General features: G+C 68.1%; 20 protein-coding genes. 9 read left to right on the forward strand and 11 right to left on the reverse strand.

All coding sequences use genetic code 11. The annotated features are described in order from the left end of the window. Positions 1-24: 24 nt before the first annotated feature. Both ACF1DX_RS12805 and ACF1DX_RS12810 read right to left on the reverse strand, forming a co-directional pair. Positions 25-447, reverse strand: coding sequence for a heme-binding protein (locus ACF1DX_RS12805; protein ID WP_391791223.1), 423 nt, complete (start codon positions 445-447; stop codon positions 25-27). Positions 448-548: 101 nt separating this feature from the next. After that, entirely contained in the window at positions 549-1,757 is a 1,209-nt protein-coding gene (locus tag ACF1DX_RS12810; protein ID WP_391791224.1) for an MFS transporter, read from the reverse strand. A 141-nt stretch (positions 1,758-1,898) separates the two neighbouring features. Between ACF1DX_RS12810 and ACF1DX_RS12815 the strand changes: the two genes are divergently transcribed. Both ACF1DX_RS12815 and ACF1DX_RS12820 read left to right on the forward strand, forming a co-directional pair. Continuing rightward, positions 1,899-2,363 carry a MarR family winged helix-turn-helix transcriptional regulator gene (locus ACF1DX_RS12815; RefSeq protein WP_391791225.1) on the forward strand — a complete coding sequence of 155 codons (465 nt, stop codon included), beginning with the start codon at positions 1,899-1,901 and terminating at the stop codon, positions 2,361-2,363. A gap of 9 nt (positions 2,364-2,372) precedes the next feature. After that, entirely contained in the window at positions 2,373-2,825 is a 453-nt protein-coding gene (locus ACF1DX_RS12820; protein WP_391791226.1) for a GNAT family N-acetyltransferase, read from the forward strand. A gap of 57 nt (positions 2,826-2,882) precedes the next feature. Here the strand turns inward: ACF1DX_RS12820 and ACF1DX_RS12825 are convergent, their stop codons facing one another. Together ACF1DX_RS12825 and dnaB are read right to left on the reverse strand one after the other, a co-directional pair. Then, on the reverse strand, positions 2,883-4,271 hold the full coding sequence (locus ACF1DX_RS12825) for a serine hydrolase domain-containing protein (protein ID WP_391791227.1): 1,389 nt from the start codon (positions 4,269-4,271) through the stop codon (positions 2,883-2,885). Positions 4,272-4,294: 23 nt separating this feature from the next. After that, positions 4,295-5,773 (reverse strand): replicative DNA helicase, encoded by a 1,479-nt coding sequence (gene dnaB / locus ACF1DX_RS12830; protein WP_391791228.1) that lies wholly within the window; start codon positions 5,771-5,773, stop codon positions 4,295-4,297. 461 nt (positions 5,774-6,234) lie between these two features. On the opposite strand from dnaB, the gene ACF1DX_RS12835 reads away from it, so the two are divergent. Further along, positions 6,235-7,572, forward strand: coding sequence for an MATE family efflux transporter (locus ACF1DX_RS12835; RefSeq protein WP_391791229.1), 1,338 nt, complete (start codon positions 6,235-6,237; stop codon positions 7,570-7,572). An 82-nt stretch (positions 7,573-7,654) separates the two neighbouring features. Here ACF1DX_RS12835 and rplI read toward each other — a convergent pair whose 3' ends face one another. The 4 genes from rplI to rpsF all read right to left on the reverse strand — a co-directional run bounded on the left by rplI (position 7,655) and on the right by rpsF (position 9,354). Then, positions 7,655-8,101: a 50S ribosomal protein L9 gene (gene rplI / locus ACF1DX_RS12840; RefSeq protein ID WP_030857086.1), complete on the reverse strand. Its 447-nt coding sequence runs from the start codon at positions 8,099-8,101 to the stop codon at positions 7,655-7,657. Between the two features lie 18 nt (positions 8,102-8,119). Beyond that, the gene (gene rpsR, locus ACF1DX_RS12845; RefSeq protein WP_003949403.1) at positions 8,120-8,356 is read right to left on the reverse strand and encodes a 30S ribosomal protein S18; all 237 of its coding nucleotides are present in this window, start codon (positions 8,354-8,356) and stop codon (positions 8,120-8,122) included. 43 nt (positions 8,357-8,399) lie between these two features. After that, entirely contained in the window at positions 8,400-8,987 is a 588-nt protein-coding gene (locus ACF1DX_RS12850) for a single-stranded DNA-binding protein (RefSeq protein WP_391791230.1), read from the reverse strand. Positions 8,988-9,063: 76 nt separating this feature from the next. Next, positions 9,064-9,354, reverse strand: coding sequence for a 30S ribosomal protein S6 (gene rpsF, locus ACF1DX_RS12855; RefSeq protein ID WP_004929252.1), 291 nt, complete (start codon positions 9,352-9,354; stop codon positions 9,064-9,066). Between the two features lie 317 nt (positions 9,355-9,671). Between rpsF and ACF1DX_RS12860 the strand changes: the two genes are divergently transcribed. The 3 genes from ACF1DX_RS12860 to ACF1DX_RS12870 all read left to right on the forward strand — a co-directional run bounded on the left by ACF1DX_RS12860 (position 9,672) and on the right by ACF1DX_RS12870 (position 12,377). Then, complete coding sequence (locus ACF1DX_RS12860; RefSeq protein WP_391791231.1) at positions 9,672-9,974, forward strand: hypothetical protein; 303 nt, start codon at positions 9,672-9,674, stop codon at positions 9,972-9,974. A 166-nt stretch (positions 9,975-10,140) separates the two neighbouring features. After that, on the forward strand, positions 10,141-11,262 hold the full coding sequence (gene femX, locus ACF1DX_RS12865) for a peptidoglycan bridge formation glycyltransferase FemX (protein ID WP_391791232.1): 1,122 nt from the start codon (positions 10,141-10,143) through the stop codon (positions 11,260-11,262). A gap of 83 nt (positions 11,263-11,345) precedes the next feature. Beyond that, entirely contained in the window at positions 11,346-12,377 is a 1,032-nt protein-coding gene (locus ACF1DX_RS12870; protein WP_030857077.1) for an alanine racemase, read from the forward strand. Between the two features lie 107 nt (positions 12,378-12,484). On the opposite strand, the gene ACF1DX_RS12875 is transcribed toward ACF1DX_RS12870, so the two are convergent. From ACF1DX_RS12875 to ACF1DX_RS12885, 3 genes are all read right to left on the reverse strand, one after another. Continuing rightward, a complete protein-coding gene (locus ACF1DX_RS12875) occupies positions 12,485-13,993 on the reverse strand; it encodes a glycosyltransferase family 87 protein (protein ID WP_391791233.1) in 1,509 nt (502 codons plus the stop codon). Positions 13,994-14,462: 469 nt separating this feature from the next. Further along, positions 14,463-14,903 carry a hypothetical protein gene (locus ACF1DX_RS12880; protein WP_391791234.1) on the reverse strand — a complete coding sequence of 147 codons (441 nt, stop codon included), beginning with the start codon at positions 14,901-14,903 and terminating at the stop codon, positions 14,463-14,465. Between the two features lie 387 nt (positions 14,904-15,290). Continuing rightward, positions 15,291-17,930, reverse strand: a complete 2,640-nt coding sequence (locus ACF1DX_RS12885; protein WP_391791235.1) for a transglycosylase domain-containing protein — start codon at positions 17,928-17,930, stop codon at positions 15,291-15,293. A gap of 396 nt (positions 17,931-18,326) precedes the next feature. Here ACF1DX_RS12885 and ACF1DX_RS12890 point away from each other — a divergent pair, with 396 nt between their 5' ends. From ACF1DX_RS12890 to ACF1DX_RS12900, 3 genes are all read left to right on the forward strand, one after another. Beyond that, entirely contained in the window at positions 18,327-19,010 is a 684-nt protein-coding gene (locus ACF1DX_RS12890) for a helix-turn-helix transcriptional regulator (RefSeq protein ID WP_391791236.1), read from the forward strand. A gap of 43 nt (positions 19,011-19,053) precedes the next feature. Then, entirely contained in the window at positions 19,054-20,136 is a 1,083-nt protein-coding gene (locus ACF1DX_RS12895; RefSeq protein ID WP_391791237.1) for an inositol-3-phosphate synthase, read from the forward strand. A gap of 78 nt (positions 20,137-20,214) precedes the next feature. Continuing rightward, positions 20,215-21,477 carry an MFS transporter gene (locus ACF1DX_RS12900; protein WP_391791238.1) on the forward strand — a complete coding sequence of 421 codons (1,263 nt, stop codon included), beginning with the start codon at positions 20,215-20,217 and terminating at the stop codon, positions 21,475-21,477. The last annotated feature ends 14 nt before the right edge of the window (positions 21,478-21,491 follow it).

The raw sequence follows: 21,491 nt of genomic DNA on the forward strand, positions 1-21,491 counted from the left end.
CGTCACATCCGGTGGACGTCGTCGTCAGACGAGGGCCTCCACGGCGGCCGTGGCGAAGGCATGGTCCTGCTCCGGGGCGCCACCGCCGACACCGATCGCACCGATCAGCCGCCCGTCACGCCGGACGGGCACGCCCCCGGCGATGAACAGCAGCGGCCGGTCGAGTGCGGTGGGCAGGGTGTGGAAAAGCCCTCCGGGCTGCACGGCGTCCACGAGGTCGACGGTCGGCGCGTTCAACTGGAGCGCGGTGTACGCCTTGCGGGTGCTGGTCTCCCCGGAGATCAGCACGGCGCGGTCGTCCCGGCGGAAGGCGAGCAGGTGTCCGCCCGCGTCGAGGACGGTGACGCTGACCGTGACACCGGCCGCCTCGGCGGCCTGACGTGCGGTGGTGACCAGGGCTTCGGCTTCCGCGATGGTGAGCGGGGCGACGGCGGTGGTGGTGCTCATGAGGTGCTTCTCCTTGTGGTGCGGGTGACGTCGGTAGTGCCGGAGTGAGGAGCCGGCGGATGCGGGGACGGCCCTGGCCCCGTACCTGCCGGCCCTGTGGGTCAGTGGGGGACGGCGGTCCGCCGCTCGGTGGGCACCGGGTCGGCGAGCACGGTGCCGGGCTGGGTGTCGCGGCGTTCGAGAGCGGCCGAGACGAATGCCAGCACCAGGGCACTCGTGGCGAGAACGGCACCGACCCAGTTGGGCGCGGTGTAGCCGAGGCCGGCCCCGATCACGAGGCCGCCGAGCCAGGCGGACAACGCGTTGCCGAGGTTGAAGGCGCCGATGTTCAGGGCCGAGGCCAGGGTGGGGGCTCCGTGCGCCTGGTCGAGGACCCGCTTCTGCAGGGGCGGCACCGTGGCGAATCCCAGGGCGCCGATGAGGGCGATGGTGACGGCGGCGGCGATCTTGTTGTGCGCGGTCAGGGTGAAGAGCGCGAGGACGACGGCGAGGGCACCCAGGGAGAGGTACAGCATGGGCATCAGGGCGCGGTCCGCATACCTGCCGCCGATGAGGTTGCCGCCGACCATTCCGAGGCCGAAGAGGACCAGCAGCCAGGTCACGGAGCCGTCGGCGAAACCGGCGACGTGCGTCATCATCGGCGCGATGTAGGTGATGGCCGCGAAGACGCCCCCGAATCCGAGAACGGTCATCGCCATGGCGAGCAGGACCTGGACGTTCTTCAGGGCTGCCAGTTCATGACGCAGCCGTACGCCCTCGGCCTTGGGCATGTCGGGGACCAGCCTGGCGATACCGGCCAGGCCGGCGACGCCGAGGGCGGCGACGATGCCGAAGGTGACCCGCCAGCCGATGGACTGGCCGATGAGCGTGCCCAGCGGAACACCGACGACATTGGCGACGGTCAGTCCGGTGAACATCAGGGCGATGGCTCCGGCCTTCTTGTCCGGGGCGACCAGGTCGGCCGCGACCACCGAGCCGATACCGAAGAAGGCGCCGTGCGCCAGTGAGGCGACCACCCGCCCGGTCAGCATGAGGCCGAAGGACGGAGCCAGCGCGGACAGCAGGTTCCCCACGATGAACAACCCCATCAGCAGCATCAGCATCCGCTTGCGGGAGACCTTGGTGCCGAGCACGGTCATCAGCGGGGCGCCGAGCATGACGCCCAGCGCGTAGCCGGTCACCAGATAGCCGGCCGTGGGGATGGAGACACCGAAGTCACCCGCGACCTCGGGCAGCAAGCCCATGATCACGAACTCCGTGGTTCCGATGCCGAAGGCCCCGATCGCGAGGGCCAGAAGCGCGAGAGGCATGGAGGACAGACCTTCCCAGAAGATTGCAGGAGCGCTTTGCGTGCTTTAACAATAATTGCAGACGCCGACTATTTGCAAGCGCCGTATATTGCGTGCTTGCTCTACCCTGGTGTCAGCAGCTCCTGGACGGAGGGAACGCCCATGACAGCCACGGATCCCGCACTCACCGCCCTCGCTCAGGGCTGGTGCGCACTCTCCCTGCTGCACGGGAGGATCGAGGCCCACATCGAGCGCGCCCTTCAGGCCCGGCACGATCTGAGCGTGCGGGAGTACTCCTTGCTCGACGTACTGAGCCGCCAGCACGACGGCGACGGGGGCCATCTGCAGATGAAGCAGGTCGCCGACGCGGTCGTGCTCAGCCAGAGCGCCACCACGCGCCTGGTCACCCGTCTCGAGGACCGCGGACTGCTGGAGCGCTACCTGTGCCCCACCGACCGCCGGGGCATCTACACCAACGTCACCGAGGCCGGTCTCAAGCTGCTGGACGAGGCGCGGCCGACCAATGACACGGCCCTGCGCGAGGCCCTCGACACGGCGGCGGAGGACCCCGACCTCGCTCCCCTGGTCCGGGCCGTGGAAACGCTGAAGGCACCGGTGCCCGCGTAGGGTGCCGACATGAACGATCTGGAAATACGCGCCGCGGTCGCCGACGACGTCCCCGCGATCGTCGGCATGCTCGCGGACGACCCCCTGGGCGCGCGGCGCGAGTCGCCGGATGACCTCAGCCCGTACCTGACCGCTCTGGAGCGGCTCGACGCCGACCCGAACCAGCACCTGGTCGTCGCGGTCCGCGAAGGCCGCGTCGTCGGCACACTTCAGCTCACGGTCGTTCCCGGGCTCTCCCGCCGCGGCGCCACCCGGTCGATCATCGAAGCGGTCCGCGTCCACGCGGACGAGCGCGGCAGCGGCCTGGGAAGCCGGCTCGTCGAGTGGGCGATCGACGTCTCCCGCCGCGAGGGCTGCCAACTGGTCCAGCTGACCTCCGACAACACCCGGACCGATGCCCACCGCTTCTACGAGCGCCTCGGTTTCACGGCCTCTCACATGGGCTTCAAACTGCCGCTGTGACCAAAGGCCCGGGGCCCTGTTTCACGTGAAACAGGGCCCCGCACGCATTCCTGGACGCTAACCGATACCCCGCCACCCCTGCGGGTCCACTCCGCCCGGCACAGGAGCCTTCTCGTCGTACGGCTGACGCGTGAACACGAAAGAGCCCAGGTCAAGATGGCTCAGCGAGCCGTCCGATCGCCGTACGGGCTTGAGGAGTTCTCCGGCGTAGTAGCCCTCCAGGCCCACCCAGGTGCCGTCCTCCGCCGGACGGAAACGTGAGCGCCGGCCGTTGCCGGACAGCGGCTCCAACGAGACGAGACCGTCGGCCCGGAGCCGGAGCGCGAACGCGGACGTCCCCCAGTACCACTGCCCCACCAGTTCCAGTACCGCCGGGTCCGCCTCTCGCAGCGGCCGCCAGGGAGCCGGGATACGCGGTTCCGCCTCGGCGACGATCCGGACGAGGTCGGCGGCGACCGTGAACGGCGCCGGCCCGGACGTGCAGTTGGCCAGGACCACCGCGCTCACATCGTCCGCCACGCCGATCGTGAGGCAGGCGAGGAAGCCCGGCAGCGAGCCCGTGTGCCCGACGAGAGAACGTCCGTGCTGGTGACGGATCTCCATGCCCAGGCAGTACGCGTAGCCGCTCGCCACGTCCGCCGCCTCGACCGGCGCGGCCGGCGTCCTCATCTCCCGCAACGACTCGGCGCTCAGCACCCGTTCGTCGCCCTCGGTCAGGAAGGCGGCGAAACGCGCCAGATCGGCTGCGGTGGACCACAGCTGACCGGCGGGCGCCATCACCCCGAGATCCTCCAGAGGCTCGGGCAGCATCACATCGGCCCACGGATGCACCGCCCAGCCACCCGCGTGCGGCGCCTCCGCGCGCACGGTCGTGCGACGCAGGCCCAGAGGTACGAGCACTTCGCGCCGAAGCACCTCCTCCCACGAGGCACCGCGCAGCTTCTCGACCAGGGCGCCGAGCAACGCGTATCCGGGATTCGAGTAGTGGAACCGCCGACCGGCGGGATGCAGCAGGGGCCGCTCGCCCAGCACGTCGGCGAGGCCGGGGCGCAGGGAACCAGGGGTCCGCTCCCACCAGGGGCCGGGCGTCTCGGCGGCCAACCCGCCGCTGTGGGCCAGCAGTTCGGCGACGGTCGCGTCGCCCACGCCCGTACCCGGCAGGTGCTTCTCCAGCGGATCGGCGAGATCGAGCGCTCCCTCGTCGCGCAGCCGGAGCACCAGAACGGCCGTGAAGGTCTTGGTGATCGAACCGATCCGGTACTGCACGTGCTCGTCCGGAGCGTGTCCTTCCACCGACGTCCGCGCCCCCGCCCACACGGTCTTCCCGCCCCGCACCACGGCCGCCACGAGCGACGGCGCGCGTCCTTCGCTCTGGGCGACGGCGATCCTGTGCAGCAGCGCCCGACGCGTACCGGGCAGCAGTTCTTCCTGATGAGGTGTCGTCATGCCCTCAGTTCAGCAGGAACAGGTCAGGTCTGCGCCATGTCCACGAAGCGCGAGTAGTGGCCCTGGAAGGCAACCGTGATCGTGGCCGTCGGACCGTTTCGGTGCTTCGCCACGATCAGGTCCGCCTCACCCGCGCGCGGGGACTCCTTCTCGTAGGCGTCCTCGCGGTGCAGCAGGATGACCATGTCGGCGTCCTGCTCGATGGACCCGGACTCACGCAGGTCGGAGACCATCGGCTTCTTGTCCGTGCGCTGCTCGGGGCCACGGTTGAGCTGGGAGAGCGCGATGACCGGGATCTCCAGCTCCTTGGCGAGCAGCTTGAGGTTACGGGACATGTCCGAGACCTCCTGCTGGCGGCTCTCGGCCCGCTTGGACCCGCCGGACTGCATCAGCTGGAGGTAGTCGATGACGACCAGTTTCAGATCGTTGCGCTGCTTCAGGCGACGGCACTTGGCGCGGATCTCCATCATCGACAGATTCGGGGAGTCGTCGATGTAGAGCGGTGCCGCGGAGACGTCCGGCATCCGGCGCGCCAGACGTGTCCAGTCCTCGTCGGTCATCGTGCCGGAGCGCATGTGGTGCAGGGCGACGCGCGCCTCGGCGGAGAGCAGGCGCATCGCGATCTCGTTGCGCCCCATTTCCAGCGAGAAGATGACGCTGGGCAGGTTGTTCTTGATGGACGCGGCCCGTGCGAAGTCCAGGGCGAGCGTCGACTTGCCCATCGCGGGACGCGCGGCGATGACGATCATCTGCCCCGGGTGCAGGCCGTTGGTGAGCGAGTCGAAGTCGGTGAACCCGGTGGGCACACCGGTCATCTCGCCACTGCGCGATCCGATCGCCTCGATCTCGTCGAGGGCGCCCTCCATGATGTCGCCGAGCGGCAGGTAGTCCTCGCTGGTGCGCTGCTCGGTGACCGCGTAGATCTCCGCCTGCGCGCGGTTGACGATCTCGTCGACGTCGTCGTCGGCCGCGTATCCCATCTGTGTGATGCGCGTGCCGGCCTCGACCAGGCGGCGCAGCACGGCGCGCTCGTGCACGATCTCCGCGTAGTAGGCCGCGTTGGCCGCCGTGGGAACCGTCTGGACGAGGTTGTGCAGGTACGAGGCCCCGCCGACCTTGTTGATCTCACCGCGTTTGGTCAGCTCCGCGGCGATGGTGATGGGGTCGGCCGGCTCGCCCTTGGCGTAGATGTCGAGGATGGCCGTGTAGATGGTCTCGTGGGCCGGCTTGTAGAAGTCGTGGCCCTTGAGGATCTCGACGACGTCGGCGATGGCGTCCTTGGACAGCAGCATGCCGCCCAGCACGGACTGCTCGGCATCGAGGTCCTGCGGTGGCACCCTTTCGAACGCGGAGCCCCCGCCGTCCCACGCGCCGTTGTCCCGGCCGCGGTCGTGCTGCTCGTCGCGGCCCCTGCCCCGGTCCTCGCGGCGACGGGAGGCGGGCAGACGATCACTGGGTCCGCTCTCGGCCCACGGGTCGTCCAAGGGCTCGGAAATGCTCACCGAGCCACCTCCTCCCGTCCGCCGGAACGGACCTCGCCGTGCCTCTCTGTTCTACGGCACGGCACTGACAAATTAAGAGGCCCAACTCCAGTTGTCGCGCGCCGGATTTGTGGCGTTTCTGAAACCGGTGGACGGAGCGAGCGCCGGACCACCGTAGGCCCGTCGGCACCGTCAGCCAATCTGGTTATCCACAGGCCCTGTGGACGACCGGCCCAATGCTGTGGAGAACTCCGCGAAACCTGTGCACGAGCCGGTGGACAGCCCTGTGAACAAGCCCAAACTTTTGACATCCACAGGGCTGTGACCTGCATTTTCATCATCCACCGGCTGTGCAGAAGAAAAAGTTGCCCAGTCGGCTCAAGATCGCTTCATGCGATGTACCCGAGCCCACACCCGGAGCCGCAAAGTAAGGGTCTACAAAGCTTTGCATCTCTTACCTGTGGACGATTAGATTGGTGCACATGACACAGGCTCCCGCGCGGCCCGGAGCCGCTCGACGGCGGCATGACCGTGAAATCGTCATGCTGGCAGTCCCCGCCTTCGGCGCCCTCGTCGCCGAGCCGCTCTTCGTCATGGCGGACAGCGCCGTCGTCGGCCATCTGGGCACGGCACAACTCGCCGGTCTCGGCGTCGCCTCAGCCCTCCTGATGACCGCCGTCAGCGTCTTCGTCTTCCTGGCCTACGCCACCACGGCCGCCGTCGCCCGGCGCGTCGGAGCCGGCGACCTCCCTTCGGCCATCCGTCAGGGCATGGACGGAATCTGGCTGGCCCTGCTCCTCGGCGCCACCGTCATGGCCGTCGTCCTGCCCACGGCACCCGCCCTCGTGAACCTCTTCGGCGCCTCCGGCACAGCGGCTCCTCACGCGACCACCTATCTGCGGATCTCCACACTCGGCATACCGGCCATGCTGGTCGTGCTCGCCGCGACCGGTGTCCTGCGCGGACTGCAGAACACCAGAACACCGCTCTACGTCGCCATCGCCGGCTTCGCCGCCAACGGTGTGCTCAATGTCGCCCTGGTCTACGGCGCCGGCCTGGGCATCGCGGGCTCCGCCTGGGGCACCGTCATCGCACAGTGCGGCATGGCCTCGGCCTACCTGGCCGTGGTGCTGCGCGGAGCACGCAGGCACGGGGCGTCGCTGCGCCCGGACGCCGCCGGGATCAGGGCGTCCGCCCGGGCGGGCGTCCCCCTGCTGGTCCGGACCCTCTCACTCCGGGCGATCCTGATGATCGCGACAGCCGTCGCCGCCCGTCTCGGCGACTCCGAGATCGCGGCCCACCAGATCATCCTCTCCCTGTGGAGCCTGCTCGCCTTCGCGCTGGACGCCATCGCCATCGCCGGACAGGCCATCATCGGGCGTTATCTGGGCGCCGGCGACGACCGGGGTGCCCGTGAGGCATGCCGCCGCATGGTCGAGTGGGGTATCGCGGTCGGTGTCGTCCTCGGCGTCCTGGTGGTGCTCGCCCGGCCAGTGTTCCTGCCCCTGTTCACCAGTGATGCCACGGTCACGGACGCGGCGCTGCCCGCCCTGGTGCTGGTGGCGCTGTCCCAGCCGATCTGCGGCGTCGTCTTCGTTCTGGACGGAGTCCTGATGGGCGCGGGCGACGGGCCGTACCTGGCCTGGGCGATGCTGCTGACCCTCGCGGTGTTCACTCCCGCCGCCCTGCTGGTCCCCTCACTCGGGGGCGGACTCACCGCGTTGTGGGCCACGATGACGCTCATGATGACCGTGCGGATGCTGACCCTGTGGCTCCGCACCCGCTCCGGCCGCTGGATCGTCACGGGCGCCGCACGCTGACCGTTTCACGTGGAACACGGCGATGGGGGCCGCACCCCGAAGGATGCGGCCCCCATGCTCACTGCTTCAGCGAGCGCGGCACTCAGCCGGCGACGACCTCGATGGCGACCTTGGCGGCCACCTCGGGGTGCAGACGCACGGACGTCTCGTGAGCGCCCAGCGTCTTGATCGGCGAACCCAGCTCGATGCGGCGCTTGTCGACCTCGGGACCACCGGCGGCCTTGATCGCCGAAGCGATGTCGGCCGGGGTGACGGAACCGAAGAGACGACCGGCGTCGCCGGAGCGGACGGCCAGGCGGACCTTGACGCCCTCGAGCTGGGCCTTCACCTGGTTGGCCTGCTCGATGGTCTGGATCTCGTGGATCTTGCGAGCACGACGGATCTGCTCGACGTCCTTCTCGCCGCCCTTGGTCCAGCGGATCGCGAGCTTCCGCGGAACCAGGTAGTTGCGAGCGTAACCGTCCTTGACGTCGACGACGTCGCCCGCGGCACCGAGGCCGGAGACCTCGTGGGTGAGGATGATCTTCATGAGTCGGTCACCCTTCCCTTATCGCGCGGTGGAGGTGTAGGGCAGCAGCGCCATCTCACGGCTGTTCTTGACGGCCGTGGCGACGTCACGCTGGTGCTGCGTGCAGTTGCCGGTCACGCGGCGGGCACGGATCTTGCCGCGGTCGGAAATAAACTTCCGCAGCATGTTCGTGTCCTTGTAGTCCACGTACGTGACCTTGTCCTTGCAGAATGCGCAGACCTTCTTCTTAGGCTTGCGCACAGGCGGCTTCGCCATGATGTTTCTCCTGTGTGATCAAGAAGTGTGGGTACGGCCCCGCCTAGAAGGGGGGCTCGTCCGAGTAGCCGCCGCCGCTGTTGCCGCCGGAGCCACCGCCCCAGCCGCCGCCGCCCTGCTGGCCACCGGCGGGAGCGCCGGTCGCCCACGGGTCGTCGGCAGGAGCGCCGCCGCCCTGCTGGCCACCGCCGGGGCCGCCGCCCCAGCCGCCGCCACCTTGGCCGCCACCGCCGCCGTAGCCGCCACCACCCTGCTGACCACCGCGGCCGGCGGTCTTGGTGACCTTGGCCGTGGCGTTGCGCAGGCTGGCGCCGACTTCCTCGACGTCCAGCTCGTAGACCGTGCGCTTGACGCCCTCACGGTCCTCGTAGGACCGCTGCTTCAGCCGGCCCTGCACAATGACGCGCATGCCTCGCTGGAGCGACTCGGCGACGTTCTCCGCCGCCTGACGCCAGACCGAGCAGGTCAGGAACAGGCTCTCGCCGTCCTTCCACTCGTTCGTCTGACGGTCGAAGGTGCGGGGGGTCGACGCGACACGGAACTTCGCGACGGCCGCACCGGACGGGGTGAAGCGCAGCTCGGGGTCGTCGACAAGATTGCCGACGACCGTGATGACGGTCTCGCCTGCCATGGGGAACCTCTCGGCGGGTTTGCTGCTGGCTGCTTGTGCTGCTACTCGAGTCCCGGGATCAACTGAGCGGGAGAGCTCAGTGGGTCTCGGGGCGGAGGACCTTGGTCCGGAGGACCGACTCGTTCAGGTTCATCTGGCGGTCGAGCTCCTTGACGACCGCAGGCTCGGCCTGCAGGTCGATGACCGAGTAGATGCCCTCGGGCTTCTTCTTGATCTCGTACGAGAGACGACGACGGCCCCAGGTGTCGACCTTCTCGACCTTTCCGCCGCCGTCACGGACGACAGAGAGGAAGTTCTCGATCAGCGGGGAGACAGCGCGCTCCTCGGTGTCGGGGTCGAGGATGACCATCACCTCGTAGTGACGCATGTGGAACCCACCTCCTTTGGACTCAGCGGCCACGGTCGTTCCGTGGCAGGAGGGTCGTGATGCGTTGCCGCAACGATGCCTGTCAGTAAAACAGCCGCCACTGACAATCGAGGTCGGGCGGCGATCTCCCAGGCCGGCCGGGGCGGACCGTGGCCCTTCCTCGGCTTGCCTGGCTCTGTCCGGACAGAGACCGGTGCGGACGGTACAGAGTACCCGCACAGCGGCTTCCGGTTGAAATCCGGCCGCGGGGACAGTCAATCTGTACACATCGGGTGTGTACGGCGCTACGATCCGCCGCCTTTCGCAGGAGGTGCCCCATGGCACAGGCATTGCGACCCAACACCGCCGGAGGCCTTTTCGCCACGGACGGCAAACCCCACCCGCTCCAGGACACCCTCATGGCGGTGACCCTGGCGCTGGGCATCACGTCCTTCATCACGGCGATGTTCCACCACCTGCACCTGCTCAGCTCCTGGACCGGCCTGGTGGGGATCCTCACCGGCGCGTACGGCCAGTGGATCTCGGTGACGACCCGCGAGCGATTCGGCCTCGTTCTGGGTCTGGGTGCCGCGGCGGTCGGGTTCTTCCTGGGCATGGCGCACGGGGGCCTCTTCGGCTGACGTCGGGCACCCCCTCTTCCGAACATCGTCGAACGCCTCGGTCGGCGACGGGCCGGGGCGAAGGTCCCGTGCGCCCAACCGGGGCGCCCCCGAGGCGCAGTAGGCTTCGCGCGAGAGCCGGAGCCCCTGAACCCATGGGGACACACCAGCCCGAGGAGCGCCCCGAATGAGCCTGACCCTGAGGACCATCAGTCGAGAGCAGCATCTGGCCTATATCCAGAGTCTGCCGTCGGCGAGTCACATGCAGGTCCCGGCCTGGGCTGATGTCAAGGCGGAATGGCGCTCGGAGAACCTCGGCTGGTTCGACGACCGGACCGGCGAGATGGTCGGCGCGGGTCTTGTGCTCTACCGGCAGCTGCCCAAGATCAAGCGTTACCTCGCCTACCTGCCCGAGGGCCCGGTCATCAACTGGTTCGCGCCGAATCTCCAGGAATGGATCGAGCCGATGCTCGCCCACTTGAAGCAGCAGGGCGCGTTCTCGGTGAAGATGGGTCCGCCCGTGATCATCCGGCGCTGGGAGGCCCCCACCATCAAGCGCGGCATTCAGGACCAGGACGTCAAGCGCCTGCGCGATCTGGAGGCCGACTTCATCGAGCCCCGCGCCTTCGAGGTCGCCGACAAGCTGCGCCGCATGGGCTGGCAGCAGGGCGAGGACGGAGGCGCCGGCTTCGGGGACGTCCAGCCCCGTTACGTCTACCAGGTGCCGCTGGCCAACCGCGCCCTGGAAGATGTCCACAAGAACTTCAACCAACTGTGGCGCCGCAACATCAAGAAGGCGGAGAAGGCCGGCGTCGAGGTCGTCCAGGGCGGCTACGACGATCTGCCCGAGTGGCAGCGGCTGTACGAGATCACGGCCGTGCGCGACCACTTCCGGCCCCGCCCGCTGTCGTACTTCCAGCGCATGTGGTCGGCCCTCAACACCGAGGATCCCAACCGCATGCGGCTGTACTTCGCCCGGCACAACGGCGTGAACCTGTCCGCGGCGACGATGCTGATCGTCGGCGGGCACGTCTGGTACTCCTACGGCGCCTCCGACAACATCGGCCGCGAGGTCCGGCCCTCGAACGCGATGCAGTGGCGGATGCTGCGCGATGCCTACGCGCTCGGCGCGACCGTCTACGACCTGCGCGGCATCTCCGACTCGCTGGACGAGACCGACCACCTCTTCGGTCTGATCCAGTTCAAGGTGGGCACCGGCGGCCAGGCCGCCGAGTACCTCGGCGAGTGGGACTTCCCGCTGAACAAGCTGCTCCACAAGGCGCTCGACATCTACATGTCGCGCCGCTGACCTCTGCTGCGCCGCTCCGGCGGCTCCATTCGCTCCCATACCTCTGATACACCGCAGCCACGAGAAAGGTTCCAGGTCCGGCCATGGCGCTCACGCTCTACGTCGACACCGCGCGCTGGCGGGCGCATCACAAGCACGTGCAGGAGCAGTTCCCGGGGCTGGTCCCGGTCTGCAAGGGCAACGGCTACGGCTTCGGCCACGAGCGGCTGGCCGAGGAGGCCACCCGGCTGGGCTCGGACGTCCTCGCCGTCGGCACGACGTACGAGGCCGCCCGGATCAAGGACTGGTTCGGCGGTGACCTGCTGGTGCTGACGCCGTACCGACGCGGCGAGGAGCCGGTGCCGCTGCCCGACCGGGTCATCCGCTCGGTGTCGTCCGTCGACGGCGTGTACGGCCTGGTCGGCGCCCGGGTGGTCATCGAGGTGATGTCCTCGATGAAGCGGCACGGCATCAGCGAGCAGGACCTGCCTCAGCTGCACTCCGCGATAGAGAACGTCCGGCTGGAGGGCTTCGCCATCCACCTGCCGCTGGACCGCACCGACGGCTCGGACGCCGTCGAGGAGGTCATCGGCTGGATGGACCGCCTGCGGGCGGCCCGTCTCCCGCTGCACACCATGTTCGTGAGCCACCTCAAGGCCGACGACCTCGCCCGGCTGCAGCAGCAGTTCCCGCAGACCCGCTTCCGCGCCCGGATCGGCACCCGGCTCTGGCTGGGGGACCACGAGGCCACCGAGTACCGGGGCGCCGTCCTGGACGTCACACGCGTCGCCAAGGGCGACCGGTTCGGCTACCGGCAGCAGAAGGCCGCCTCCGACGGCTACCTGGTGGTCGTGGCGGGCGGTACGTCGCACGGAGTGGGTCTGGAGGCCCCCAAGGCGCTGCACGGCGTCATGCCGCGGGCCAAGGGCGTCGCCCGCGCCGGCCTCGCCACGGTCAACCGCAACCTCTCGCCGTTCGTCTGGGGCGGCAAGCAGCGCTGGTTCGCCGAGCCGCCGCACATGCAGGTGTCGATCCTGTTCGTGCCCGCGGACGCGCCGGAGCCGACGGTGGGCGAGGAACTGGTGGCCCATCTCCGGCACACCACCACGCAGTTCGACCGGCTCGTCGACCGCTGACGGCGAGAAGGCCCTCCACGCGCTGACAGCGGGAAAGGCCGTACACGGTTCTCCCGTGTACGGCCTTTCCCGCGCCCTGAGGGGGCGTCACCCTCCGTTTTGTTCGCTCAGAGCGAACCGCTGGTGGTTTCCGTCCTGCCCCATTCGACCGGAGGCCCCTCGACGCGGGCCGCGTGATGAGCGGGGCGAGCAGCCGGCCCGAGCACGAACACGTCCTCTGCCCCGTCCAGCACCCCGCCCGAGGGGTCGTCGTCACCGGACCGGCGCACCGGGTCCCGCTCCGGCTTCAGGATGTCGCGCAGGACCATGGCACACAGGTAGAGCGTCCCCAGCAGATGCACGCCGATCGTCCAGTGGTAGCCGTCGGTGGGCAGTCCCTTGTGGGCGTCCCCGCTGGTCGTGTAGGCGAGATACATCCAGATGCCCAGGAAGTACGCCACCTCACAGGCCTGCCAGACGAGGAAGTCCCGCCACTTCGGCCGGGCGAGGGCCGCCAGCGGCACCAGCCACAGAACGTACTGCGGTGAGTAGACCTTGTTGGTGAGGATGAACGCCGCGACGATCAGAAAGACGAGCTGGGCGAAACGCGGCCGACGGGGGGCCGTGAGCGCGAGGGCCGCGACACCCACGCAGCACAGCAGCATCAGCGCCGTGGCGAGCGTGTTGACCGTGTCGGTGCTCAGCGGGTCGTCCGAGTTCTGCGCCAGGATCAGCCAGAAGGATCCGAAGTCGACGCCTCGCTCCTGGCTGAACGTGTAGAACTTCGACCAGCCGTCGAACGCGAAGAGCATCACGGGCCCGTTCACGACGAGCCAGGCGACGGCCGCGCCGCCCAGGGCCGTGCCGTACGCCCGCCATCGTCCCGCGCGCCAGCACAGCACCAGCAGCGGCCCGAGCAGCAGCACGGGGTAGAGCTTGGCGGCCGTGGCGAGCCCGAGGAGGACACCGAAGGCGAGGGAGCGCCCCCGCGACCACATCAACATCGCGGCGGCCGTCAGAGCGATCGCCAGCAGGTCCCAGTTGATGGTCGCGGTCAGCGCGAAGGCCGGTGCCAGGGCGACCAGCAGTCCGTCCCAGGGCCGCCGCGCATGCGTACGGGTCACGCAGACGACGATGACGGCCGCACACGCCATGAGCATCCCGGCGTTGACCATCCAGTACCACTGCTCCTGGTCCTGGATGCTGCCGCTGCCGGGGGTGAGCCAGGCGGCGACCTCCATGAACAGGCCGGTCAGCACCGGGTACTCGAGGTACTCCATGTCCCCGGGAAGCCTGTCGAAGTACGGCACCAGTCCGTCGGCGAAGCCGCGTCCCTGGTAGAGGTGCGGGATGTCCGAGTAGCACGCATGCGTGTACTGGGAGCTCGCGCCGAAGAACCAGGCGCCGTTGTAGCAGGGTGCCTTCTGCACCAGACCGAGGGCGAACATGCCGATCGCCACGAGCGCGATCACTCGCACCGGGGTCCACCAGGAGGTCCCGGTCAGAGCACGCCGTCCGAGCGGACCACCGATCAGCTCGCTGCCGGCCGCGGCGACCCGGTCCTCCTCGGTCGGCCGCACCGGCTCCGGCTCGTGGACGCTCGCTTGCGTCGATTCTCCACTGGGCATGCCGCACATCCTGCCGTAAGTCTCCGGGACTCCCCAGGCTCAGGTCCGCAGCCGACGCCGTTCGCGGATGCGTCATTGAGGCCGGTGTCCTGTGGCGCGGCGGAAAACCGTGTCCGTGCCCGTCAGCGGCTCATGGCTACTGACGGGCACGGACCGCTCTTCCTCCGTCTCGGCGCCCTCCGCCCGCAACCGCCCTCCACAGCGCGCGATCCGCACACCGACCTCCCGGTCGACCGGACCGGTCGGCGCCTGGTGCGGGCCCGGCGCCCCTGAGGCCGGGAGCAAGTCATGAGACGTGCTCCACGCATTCGTGGGGCACGTGGAGCACGGAAGGAAACGGAACCGGCGGAACCCTCACCGATCATCAATGCTCACCAGTCCCGTTCGGAGCGAGGAGCCAGTGCTTTCGGATGACTTCATCGCCACCAGGAAGCACACATCCGGCGACTACCGTCGCCGGACTTCGTGCCCTGATTCACTACAGGTTGATCCTCTGCGTACAGTAGTTGAGCTGGTCGTTCCCCTCATAGCGGGCAACCTGAACCCCGGCGTCAAAAATATTGCCCGGTCCCGAGACATACGTGTCCCACGTTTTAGTGGCACCGTTTCCATCGTAATTCTCACGCCAGGGGAAGTAGTACGTCTCATCGGCGTACACCACATACAGCCGCACCCGCACGTGATGGCCGTCGGCCAGCGTGTCCTTCACCTTGAGAGTGACGTCGGGTATGCCGGCCTGCCCCCATTCCCACCCGCTGATGGCAGCGGACCCCGTGGCACCGGTGGTGGAACAGGATGCGGAGTAGCTTGCCGCCTGTGCCGGGCTCGTCGCCATTCCAAGGAACAACATGGCGCCGGCCATGGGAAGACCGAACCTCGCCGCCTTTTTCATTTCCCCTCCCAGAAATCTCTTGATCACCTGGAGAAGCAGACTCGCACGGCCGGAACGAGGAAGCAAGGAACATGATCTGCGCAAAAGGTGCGCATGGACCCTTCTTCCGTCGATTGGCTGATTCCAATCGCACGAGAGACCCCGCACACAAGCGCCTGCCGCGGCGCCGCACTCCCTCTTGCGAATCGCCCCGGCCATCGCCTGCCGACTCGACCTCGTCGAGCGGCGACTCACCGGACCGACCAACCGAAAGCTCCGCACATCTCGCAGGAAAACCAATTCGACCGAACGACGGGAACCCATCCGATCCATGGCATCGCATCACTTTTCCAGCACAAAGGAAAAGATCGGTCTTCGGTATCCACGTAAGCGGATACCGAAGACCGATCTCACACGCGAGGAGCGGTGCGCCGGTCAGCCCGTGGAGCCTCCGAAGAGACCGCCTCCGTTGCCGTTGCCTCTGCTGTTCCCGGTGTCACTGCTGGACGTGGGATCCGGCGAACTGCTCGCCCCTCCGTCCGTGCCGCCGTTGTCCGTACCGCCGTTGTCCGTACCGCCCGTTTCCTCCTCACCGTCGTCTTCACAGTTGAAGTCGAACGGTCCGCACGTGGCGGTGTTGGTCGGTGGCGGCGGTGTGGTCTCGGTCTGCGTGGGCGACGCAGGCGCCGACGGCGTCTCCTTCTCCTCTTCTTCCTCGGTCTCCGTGGCGGTCGGAGTGGGAGACGGCGCTCCGATCCCGTCCGCGATCTTGCCGATCTCCTCGGCCTCGGGGAATCCGGGGTCCTCCTCGCCCTCCAGGGCGACCTTCATGTACTCGGTCCAGATCTGGGTGGGAACGTCACCACCGTGGATGGACTTCTCACCCGCCGTGCCGTTCATGGAGAGCAGTTTGTGATCCTTGGGGTCCTCGCGGAACATGGCGACCGAGGTCGCGAGCTGCTGGGTGTAGCCGACCCACCACGCGGACTTGTTCTTGTCGGTCGTACCCGTCTTGCCGGCTGCTCTACGCCCCAGTTCCTGCGCCTTGTAACCGGTACCGTTCTCGATCACGTTCTCGAGGACCTCGGTGACGTTGTGCGCCACTTTCTCGGGCATCGCCTGCTTGATGCGCGGCTTCTCGAAGCCGGGCAGCTCCGTCCCCTTGTGCTTGACCGCAGTCACCGAGTACGGGTCGGCCTGCTTGCCGGACGCCGCGAAGGTCGCGTAGGCGTCGGCCATGCGGATCGCGCTGGGAGTCGACGTACCGAGGGCGAAAGACGCTTCCAGCTGCCCGGAGAAGCTTTGCTTCAGGATGCCGGACTTCTCGGCGAGGTCCGCCACGTTCTTCATCCCCACGTCCATGCCGAGCTGCACGAAGGGGGTGTTGACGGACTGCTCCATCGCCTTGTGCAGGGTGATGTAACCCCACTTGTAGTCGGTTTCGTTCTCCTGGTAGAAGGGCGTGTTGTCCTTCTTGAGGACGAGGGAACCGTCGTTGTTCCTGATCTGCAGGTGATCATTGCCGTTGTACTTGCTCTGCGGCGAGATGCCCTCACCGTTCGTCTTGTACGTTCCGTGCTGCATCGCGGCGGCCAGCACGAACGGCTTCCACGTCGAGCCGACGGGGACACCGGAGGTGTCCGCGTTGTTGTTGAAGTGGCCGTTCTCGAAGCCGGCACCGCCGTAGAGAGCGACGATCGCGCCGTCATTGGGCTTCACCGACGCCGCGCCGAACTGGACGTGCCGGTCCAGCTCGTTCTTCTTCGGGTCGAGCTTCTCCTCCTCGACCTTCTTCACGGCCTTGGCCAGCGCCTCGACCTTGTCCTTCTCGAAGGTCGTGTAGATCTGGTAGCCGCCCTGGTCGAACTGCGCCTCCGTGATGTCGGAGTTCTTCAGGACGTAGCGCTTCGCCGTGTCGACGAGATAGCTGATCTGACCGGTCATGCCCTTGATCGCCTTACGGCCCTGGGGCTCGGGGTACTCCTTGATCGCCTTCTGGTACTCGGCGCCCGAAAGGTGCTTGTCCGCGTGCATCTGCTCGAGGATCCAGCTCCAGCGCTCCTCGGAACGCTCGCGGTTCTTCTCGGCGGTGGCGGAGGAGTCGAGGTTCACGTTGCCCGCGGGGTCGTAGTACGTCGGCCCCTTGAGCAGGGCGGCGAGGAAGGCGCACTCGCTGGGCGTGAGATTGACCGCGTCCTTGCCGTAGTAGGTCTGGGCGGCGGCCTGGATGCCGTAGGCGCCACGACCGTAGTACGAGGTGTTCAGGTAGCCCTGGAGGATCTCCTTCTTGGTGAGCTTGGTGCCCACCTTGATCGAGATGAACATCTCCTTGAACTTCCGGGAGACCGTCTGGTCCTGGCTCAGGTAGGTGTTCTTCACGAACTGCTGGGTGATCGTCGAGCCGCCCTGGGTGTCACCACCCGTCGCCATGTTGCCAAGCGCCCGGGCGATACCCATGGGGTCGATGCCCGAGTCCTCGTAGAAGCTCTTGTTCTCGGCCGAGATCACCGCCCACTGCATGGCCTCGGGGATGCGGTCGATCGTGACGTTCTGCCGGTTCTGGCCGCTGCCGGTGGCGACCATCTGGGTCTTGTCGGCCCAGTAGTAGACGTTGTTCTCGGACCGCGCCGCGGCGTTCTCCTCACTGGGCACGCTCACCATCGCGTACCCGATCCCCGCCACGGCGACCAGGCTTCCGAAGAACGCGATGCACAGGCCGGACACGAGCTTCCAGGACGGTGTCCAGCGGCGCCAGCCGTCCTTGTCGAAGCGCGGATAGTCGATGATCCGCTTCTTTCCGGGTGGGGCCGAGCGCCCCCCGCCCCGGCCGGGGCCGGCGGCGCCGGCTCGGCGGCCTCCGCCTCTCTGTGCCGCACGTCGTGCCTCGGCGCGGCTGCCGTACGTATGCTCCTCACCCCCGGGGCCACGGGAGCCCGACCCATAGGAATCGGACGGAGACCCGGTGGCGCCTCGCGGTGCCGCGCGGCGGCCGGAGGACGAGCCGGACTGGCCGCGTCGGGCCGCGGCACGTCCGCCTCCCTGCGGCTGCGGCGGTTTGCGACGGTGCTCGCTCATCGAACGACTACTCCTCGGGCAGGCGCACCCTTGCGCGCCTGGAAACGGCGGCTGGTTTCCGGTCCCCCCGAAGTACGGATGCGGTGCTTCCCGCATTCACCCGTACCGCACCGGGGAGCAAGACGTCCCCAGGCGTCACTCGGTTCCCGGTGCTATGCATGGCGCACAGACTACGCACCGTCAAAACCCGCCGAGCACAGAAGTTCACCTCAAATCAGGCAACTTGCTCCCTATCAATCGACGATGTGATCCCGTTCACTTTTCCGCCCCTTGTCGCATCCGGAAGGCCGTTCTATCGTCGTGATGTATCGAGTCGATACATCAGCTCGGCATAAAGGTGGCGACGAGCCGCACACGAGACCGTCACGGCACGACCGCGGCAGAGGGGAGGCGACGATGAGCCGGCGTTCCGGGATCCTCGAGTTCGCCGTACTCGGCCTGCTCCGCGAATCCCCGATGCACGGCTACGAGCTGCGCAAACGACTCAATACGTCACTGGGTGTGTTCCGTGCGTTCAGCTACGGGACGCTCTATCCCTGCCTCAAGACGCTGCTCGCCAACGGCTGGTTGATCGAGGAACCGGGGAACACCACCGAGGACGCCCTCGCCGCTCCGCTCGCGGGGCGCCGCGCCAAGATCGTCTACCGGCTGACGGCGGAGGGTAAGGAGCACTTCGAACAGCTGCTCTCCCAGACGGGGCCGGACGCGTACGAGGACGAGACCTTCGCCGCCCGGTTCGCCTTCTTCGGGCAGACGTCGCGCGACGTGCGCATGCGCGTGCTCGAGGGCCGCCGTAGCCGGCTGGAGGAACGCCTCGAGAAGATGCGCGCCTCCCTGGCCCGGACCCGGGAGCGCCTCGACGACTACACGCTCGAGCTCCAGCGCCACGGAATGGAGTCCGTGGAGCGCGAAGTGCGCTGGCTGAACGAGCTCATCGAGAGCGAGCGGGCCGGGCGGGACCTGAAGGGGTCCGCCACCGGGGGACCCGCTCAGCAGGACACCACATCTGGAGCGACGGGCGACCTGCCCCGGACCGGGGACGACCCCCGGCCGGATACGCCCGACGACACCGCCACGTGAGACCCCTGAAGGGCCTCACTCGTACACACAGGGAGCAACCGGAATGGGTTCGGTTCGCGTAGCCATCGTCGGCGTGGGCAACTGCGCCGCATCGCTGGTGCAGGGCGTCGAGTACTACAAGGACGCCGATCCGGCGTCCAAGGTCCCGGGCCTGATGCACGTCCAGTTCGGCGACTACCACGTCCGTGACATCGAGTTCGTCGCCGCCTTCGACGTGGACGCCAAGAAGGTCGGCCTGGACCTCGCGGACGCCATCGGCGCCTCCGAGAACAACACCATCAAGATCTGCGACGTGCCGAACAGCGGCGTCCAGGTCCAGCGCGGCCACACCCTCGACGGTCTCGGCAAGTACTACCGGGAGACCATCGAGGAGTCCGCCGAGGCCCCGGTCGACGTCGTCCAGGTCCTCAAGGACAAGCAGGTCGACGTCCTCGTCTGCTACCTGCCCGTCGGCTCCGAAGCCGCGGCGAAGTTCTACGCCCAGTGCGCCATCGACGCCAAGGTCGCCTTCGTCAACGCCCTCCCGGTCTTCATCGCCGGCACCAAGGAGTGGGCGGACAAGTTCACCGAGGCGGGCGTCCCGATCGTCGGTGACGACATCAAGTCCCAGGTCGGCGCCACCATCACGCACCGCGTCATGGCGAAACTGTTCGAGGACCGGGGCGTCGTCCTGGACCGCACGATGCAGCTGAACGTCGGCGGCAACATGGACTTCAAGAACATGCTCGAGCGCGACCGCCTCGAGTCCAAGAAGATCTCCAAGACGCAGGCCGTCACCTCGCAGATCCCCGACCGGGACCTCGGCGAGAAGAACGTCCACATCGGTCCGTCCGACTACGTGGCCTGGCTGGACGACCGCAAGTGGGCCTACGTCCGCCTGGAGGGCCGCGCGTTCGGTGACGTCCCGCTGAACCTGGAGTACAAGCTCGAGGTCTGGGACTCCCCGAACTCCGCCGGTGTCATCATCGACGCCCTGCGCGCCGCGAAGATCGCCAAGGACCGGGGCATCGGCGGCCCGATCCTCTCGGCGTCCTCGTACTTCATGAAGTCCCCGCCGGTGCAGTACTTCGACGACGAGGCCCGCGAGAACGTCGAGAAGTTCATCCAGGGTGAGGTCGAGCGCTAAGACCTGCCCACTGTGGGCAGTTGAGGGTCTCCGGGTCGCATGGCCCGGAGACCCTCTCCGTATGTGAGGCTGTGCCCCATGGCCGTCGTCCGTGACCTGCGCGTCCTGCTGCGTCTCCAGGGCTTCAGGCGCCTGCTCGCCGTCCGGCTGCTCTCCCAGGGCGCCGACGGCGTCTTCCAGGTCGCGCTCGCCGCCTACGTGGTCTTCTCCCCCGAGAAGCAGACGTCGGCCGCCGCGATCGCCTCCGCGATGGCGGTTCTGCTCCTCCCGTACTCCGTGGTCGGTCCCTTCGCGGGAGTCCTCCTGGACCGCTGGCGCCGCCGTCAGGTCTTCCTGTACGGCAACCTGCTGCGCGCCCTGATGGCCTCGGTGACCGCCCTCCTGATCCTCGGCCGGGTGCCCGACTGGCTCCTCTTCGTCGCCGCCCTGTGCGTCACGGGCGTCAACCGCTTCGTCCTCGCCGGGCTGTCCGCCGCGCTGCCGCGCGTGGTGGACAGCGAGCGGCTGATCGTCGCCAACTCCCTGTCCCCGACCGCCGGAACGCTCGCCGCGACCGCGGGCGGCGGGCTCGCCTTCGTCGTCCGCCTGGTCGTCGCCGACTCCGACGCGGCCGTGGTACTCGTGGGCGCCGTGCTGTACCTGTGCGCGGCCATGGCATCGCTGCGCATGACGAGGGAACTGCTCGGTCCCGACCGGGCCCTGGTACGTACCCGGCTGGCCACGGCACTCACCGGAACCGCTCGTGACCTGACGGCGGGCGTACGGCACCTCGCCGCGCCCCGGCGCAGGGAGGCCGCCTGGGCGCTCACCGCGATGTCGCTCATGCGGTTCTGCTACGGCGCGATGCTCGTCATGCTGCTGATGCTCTGCCGGTACGCCCTGACGTCGACCACCGACGAGGGTCTCGCCCTGCTGGGGCTGGCGTTGGGGGTGTCCGGCGCCGGCTTCTTCGCCGCGGCCGTCCTCACGCCCTGGGCCGCGGGGCGGCTCGGTCCCGGCCGCTGGATCATGGTGTGCGCCGCGGCGGCGGCCGTTCTGGAGCCGGCGTTCGGTCTGCCCTTCGCCTCCGGCCCCTTGCTGGCCGGGGCGTTCGTCCTGGGTCTGACCACCCAGGGCGCGAAGATCGCCACGGACACCATCATCCAGGCCTGCGTCGACGACGACTTCCGCGGCCGGATCTTCTCCGTGTACGACGTCCTGTTCAACGTGGCCTTCGTCGGCGCCGCGGGAGTGGCCGCCCTGATGCTCCCGCCGGACGGCCGGTCGGTTCCGCTGGTGGTAACGATCGCCGTTATCTACGGAGCAGTAACTGGGGTTATGGCACGTTTTGAGCGTCAGTAAGTGTCACATCAACG

The sequence above is a fragment of the Streptomyces sp. NPDC014676 genome (assembly GCF_043084105.1).
In the GTDB taxonomy this organism is placed as follows: domain Bacteria; phylum Actinomycetota; class Actinomycetes; order Streptomycetales; family Streptomycetaceae; genus Streptomyces.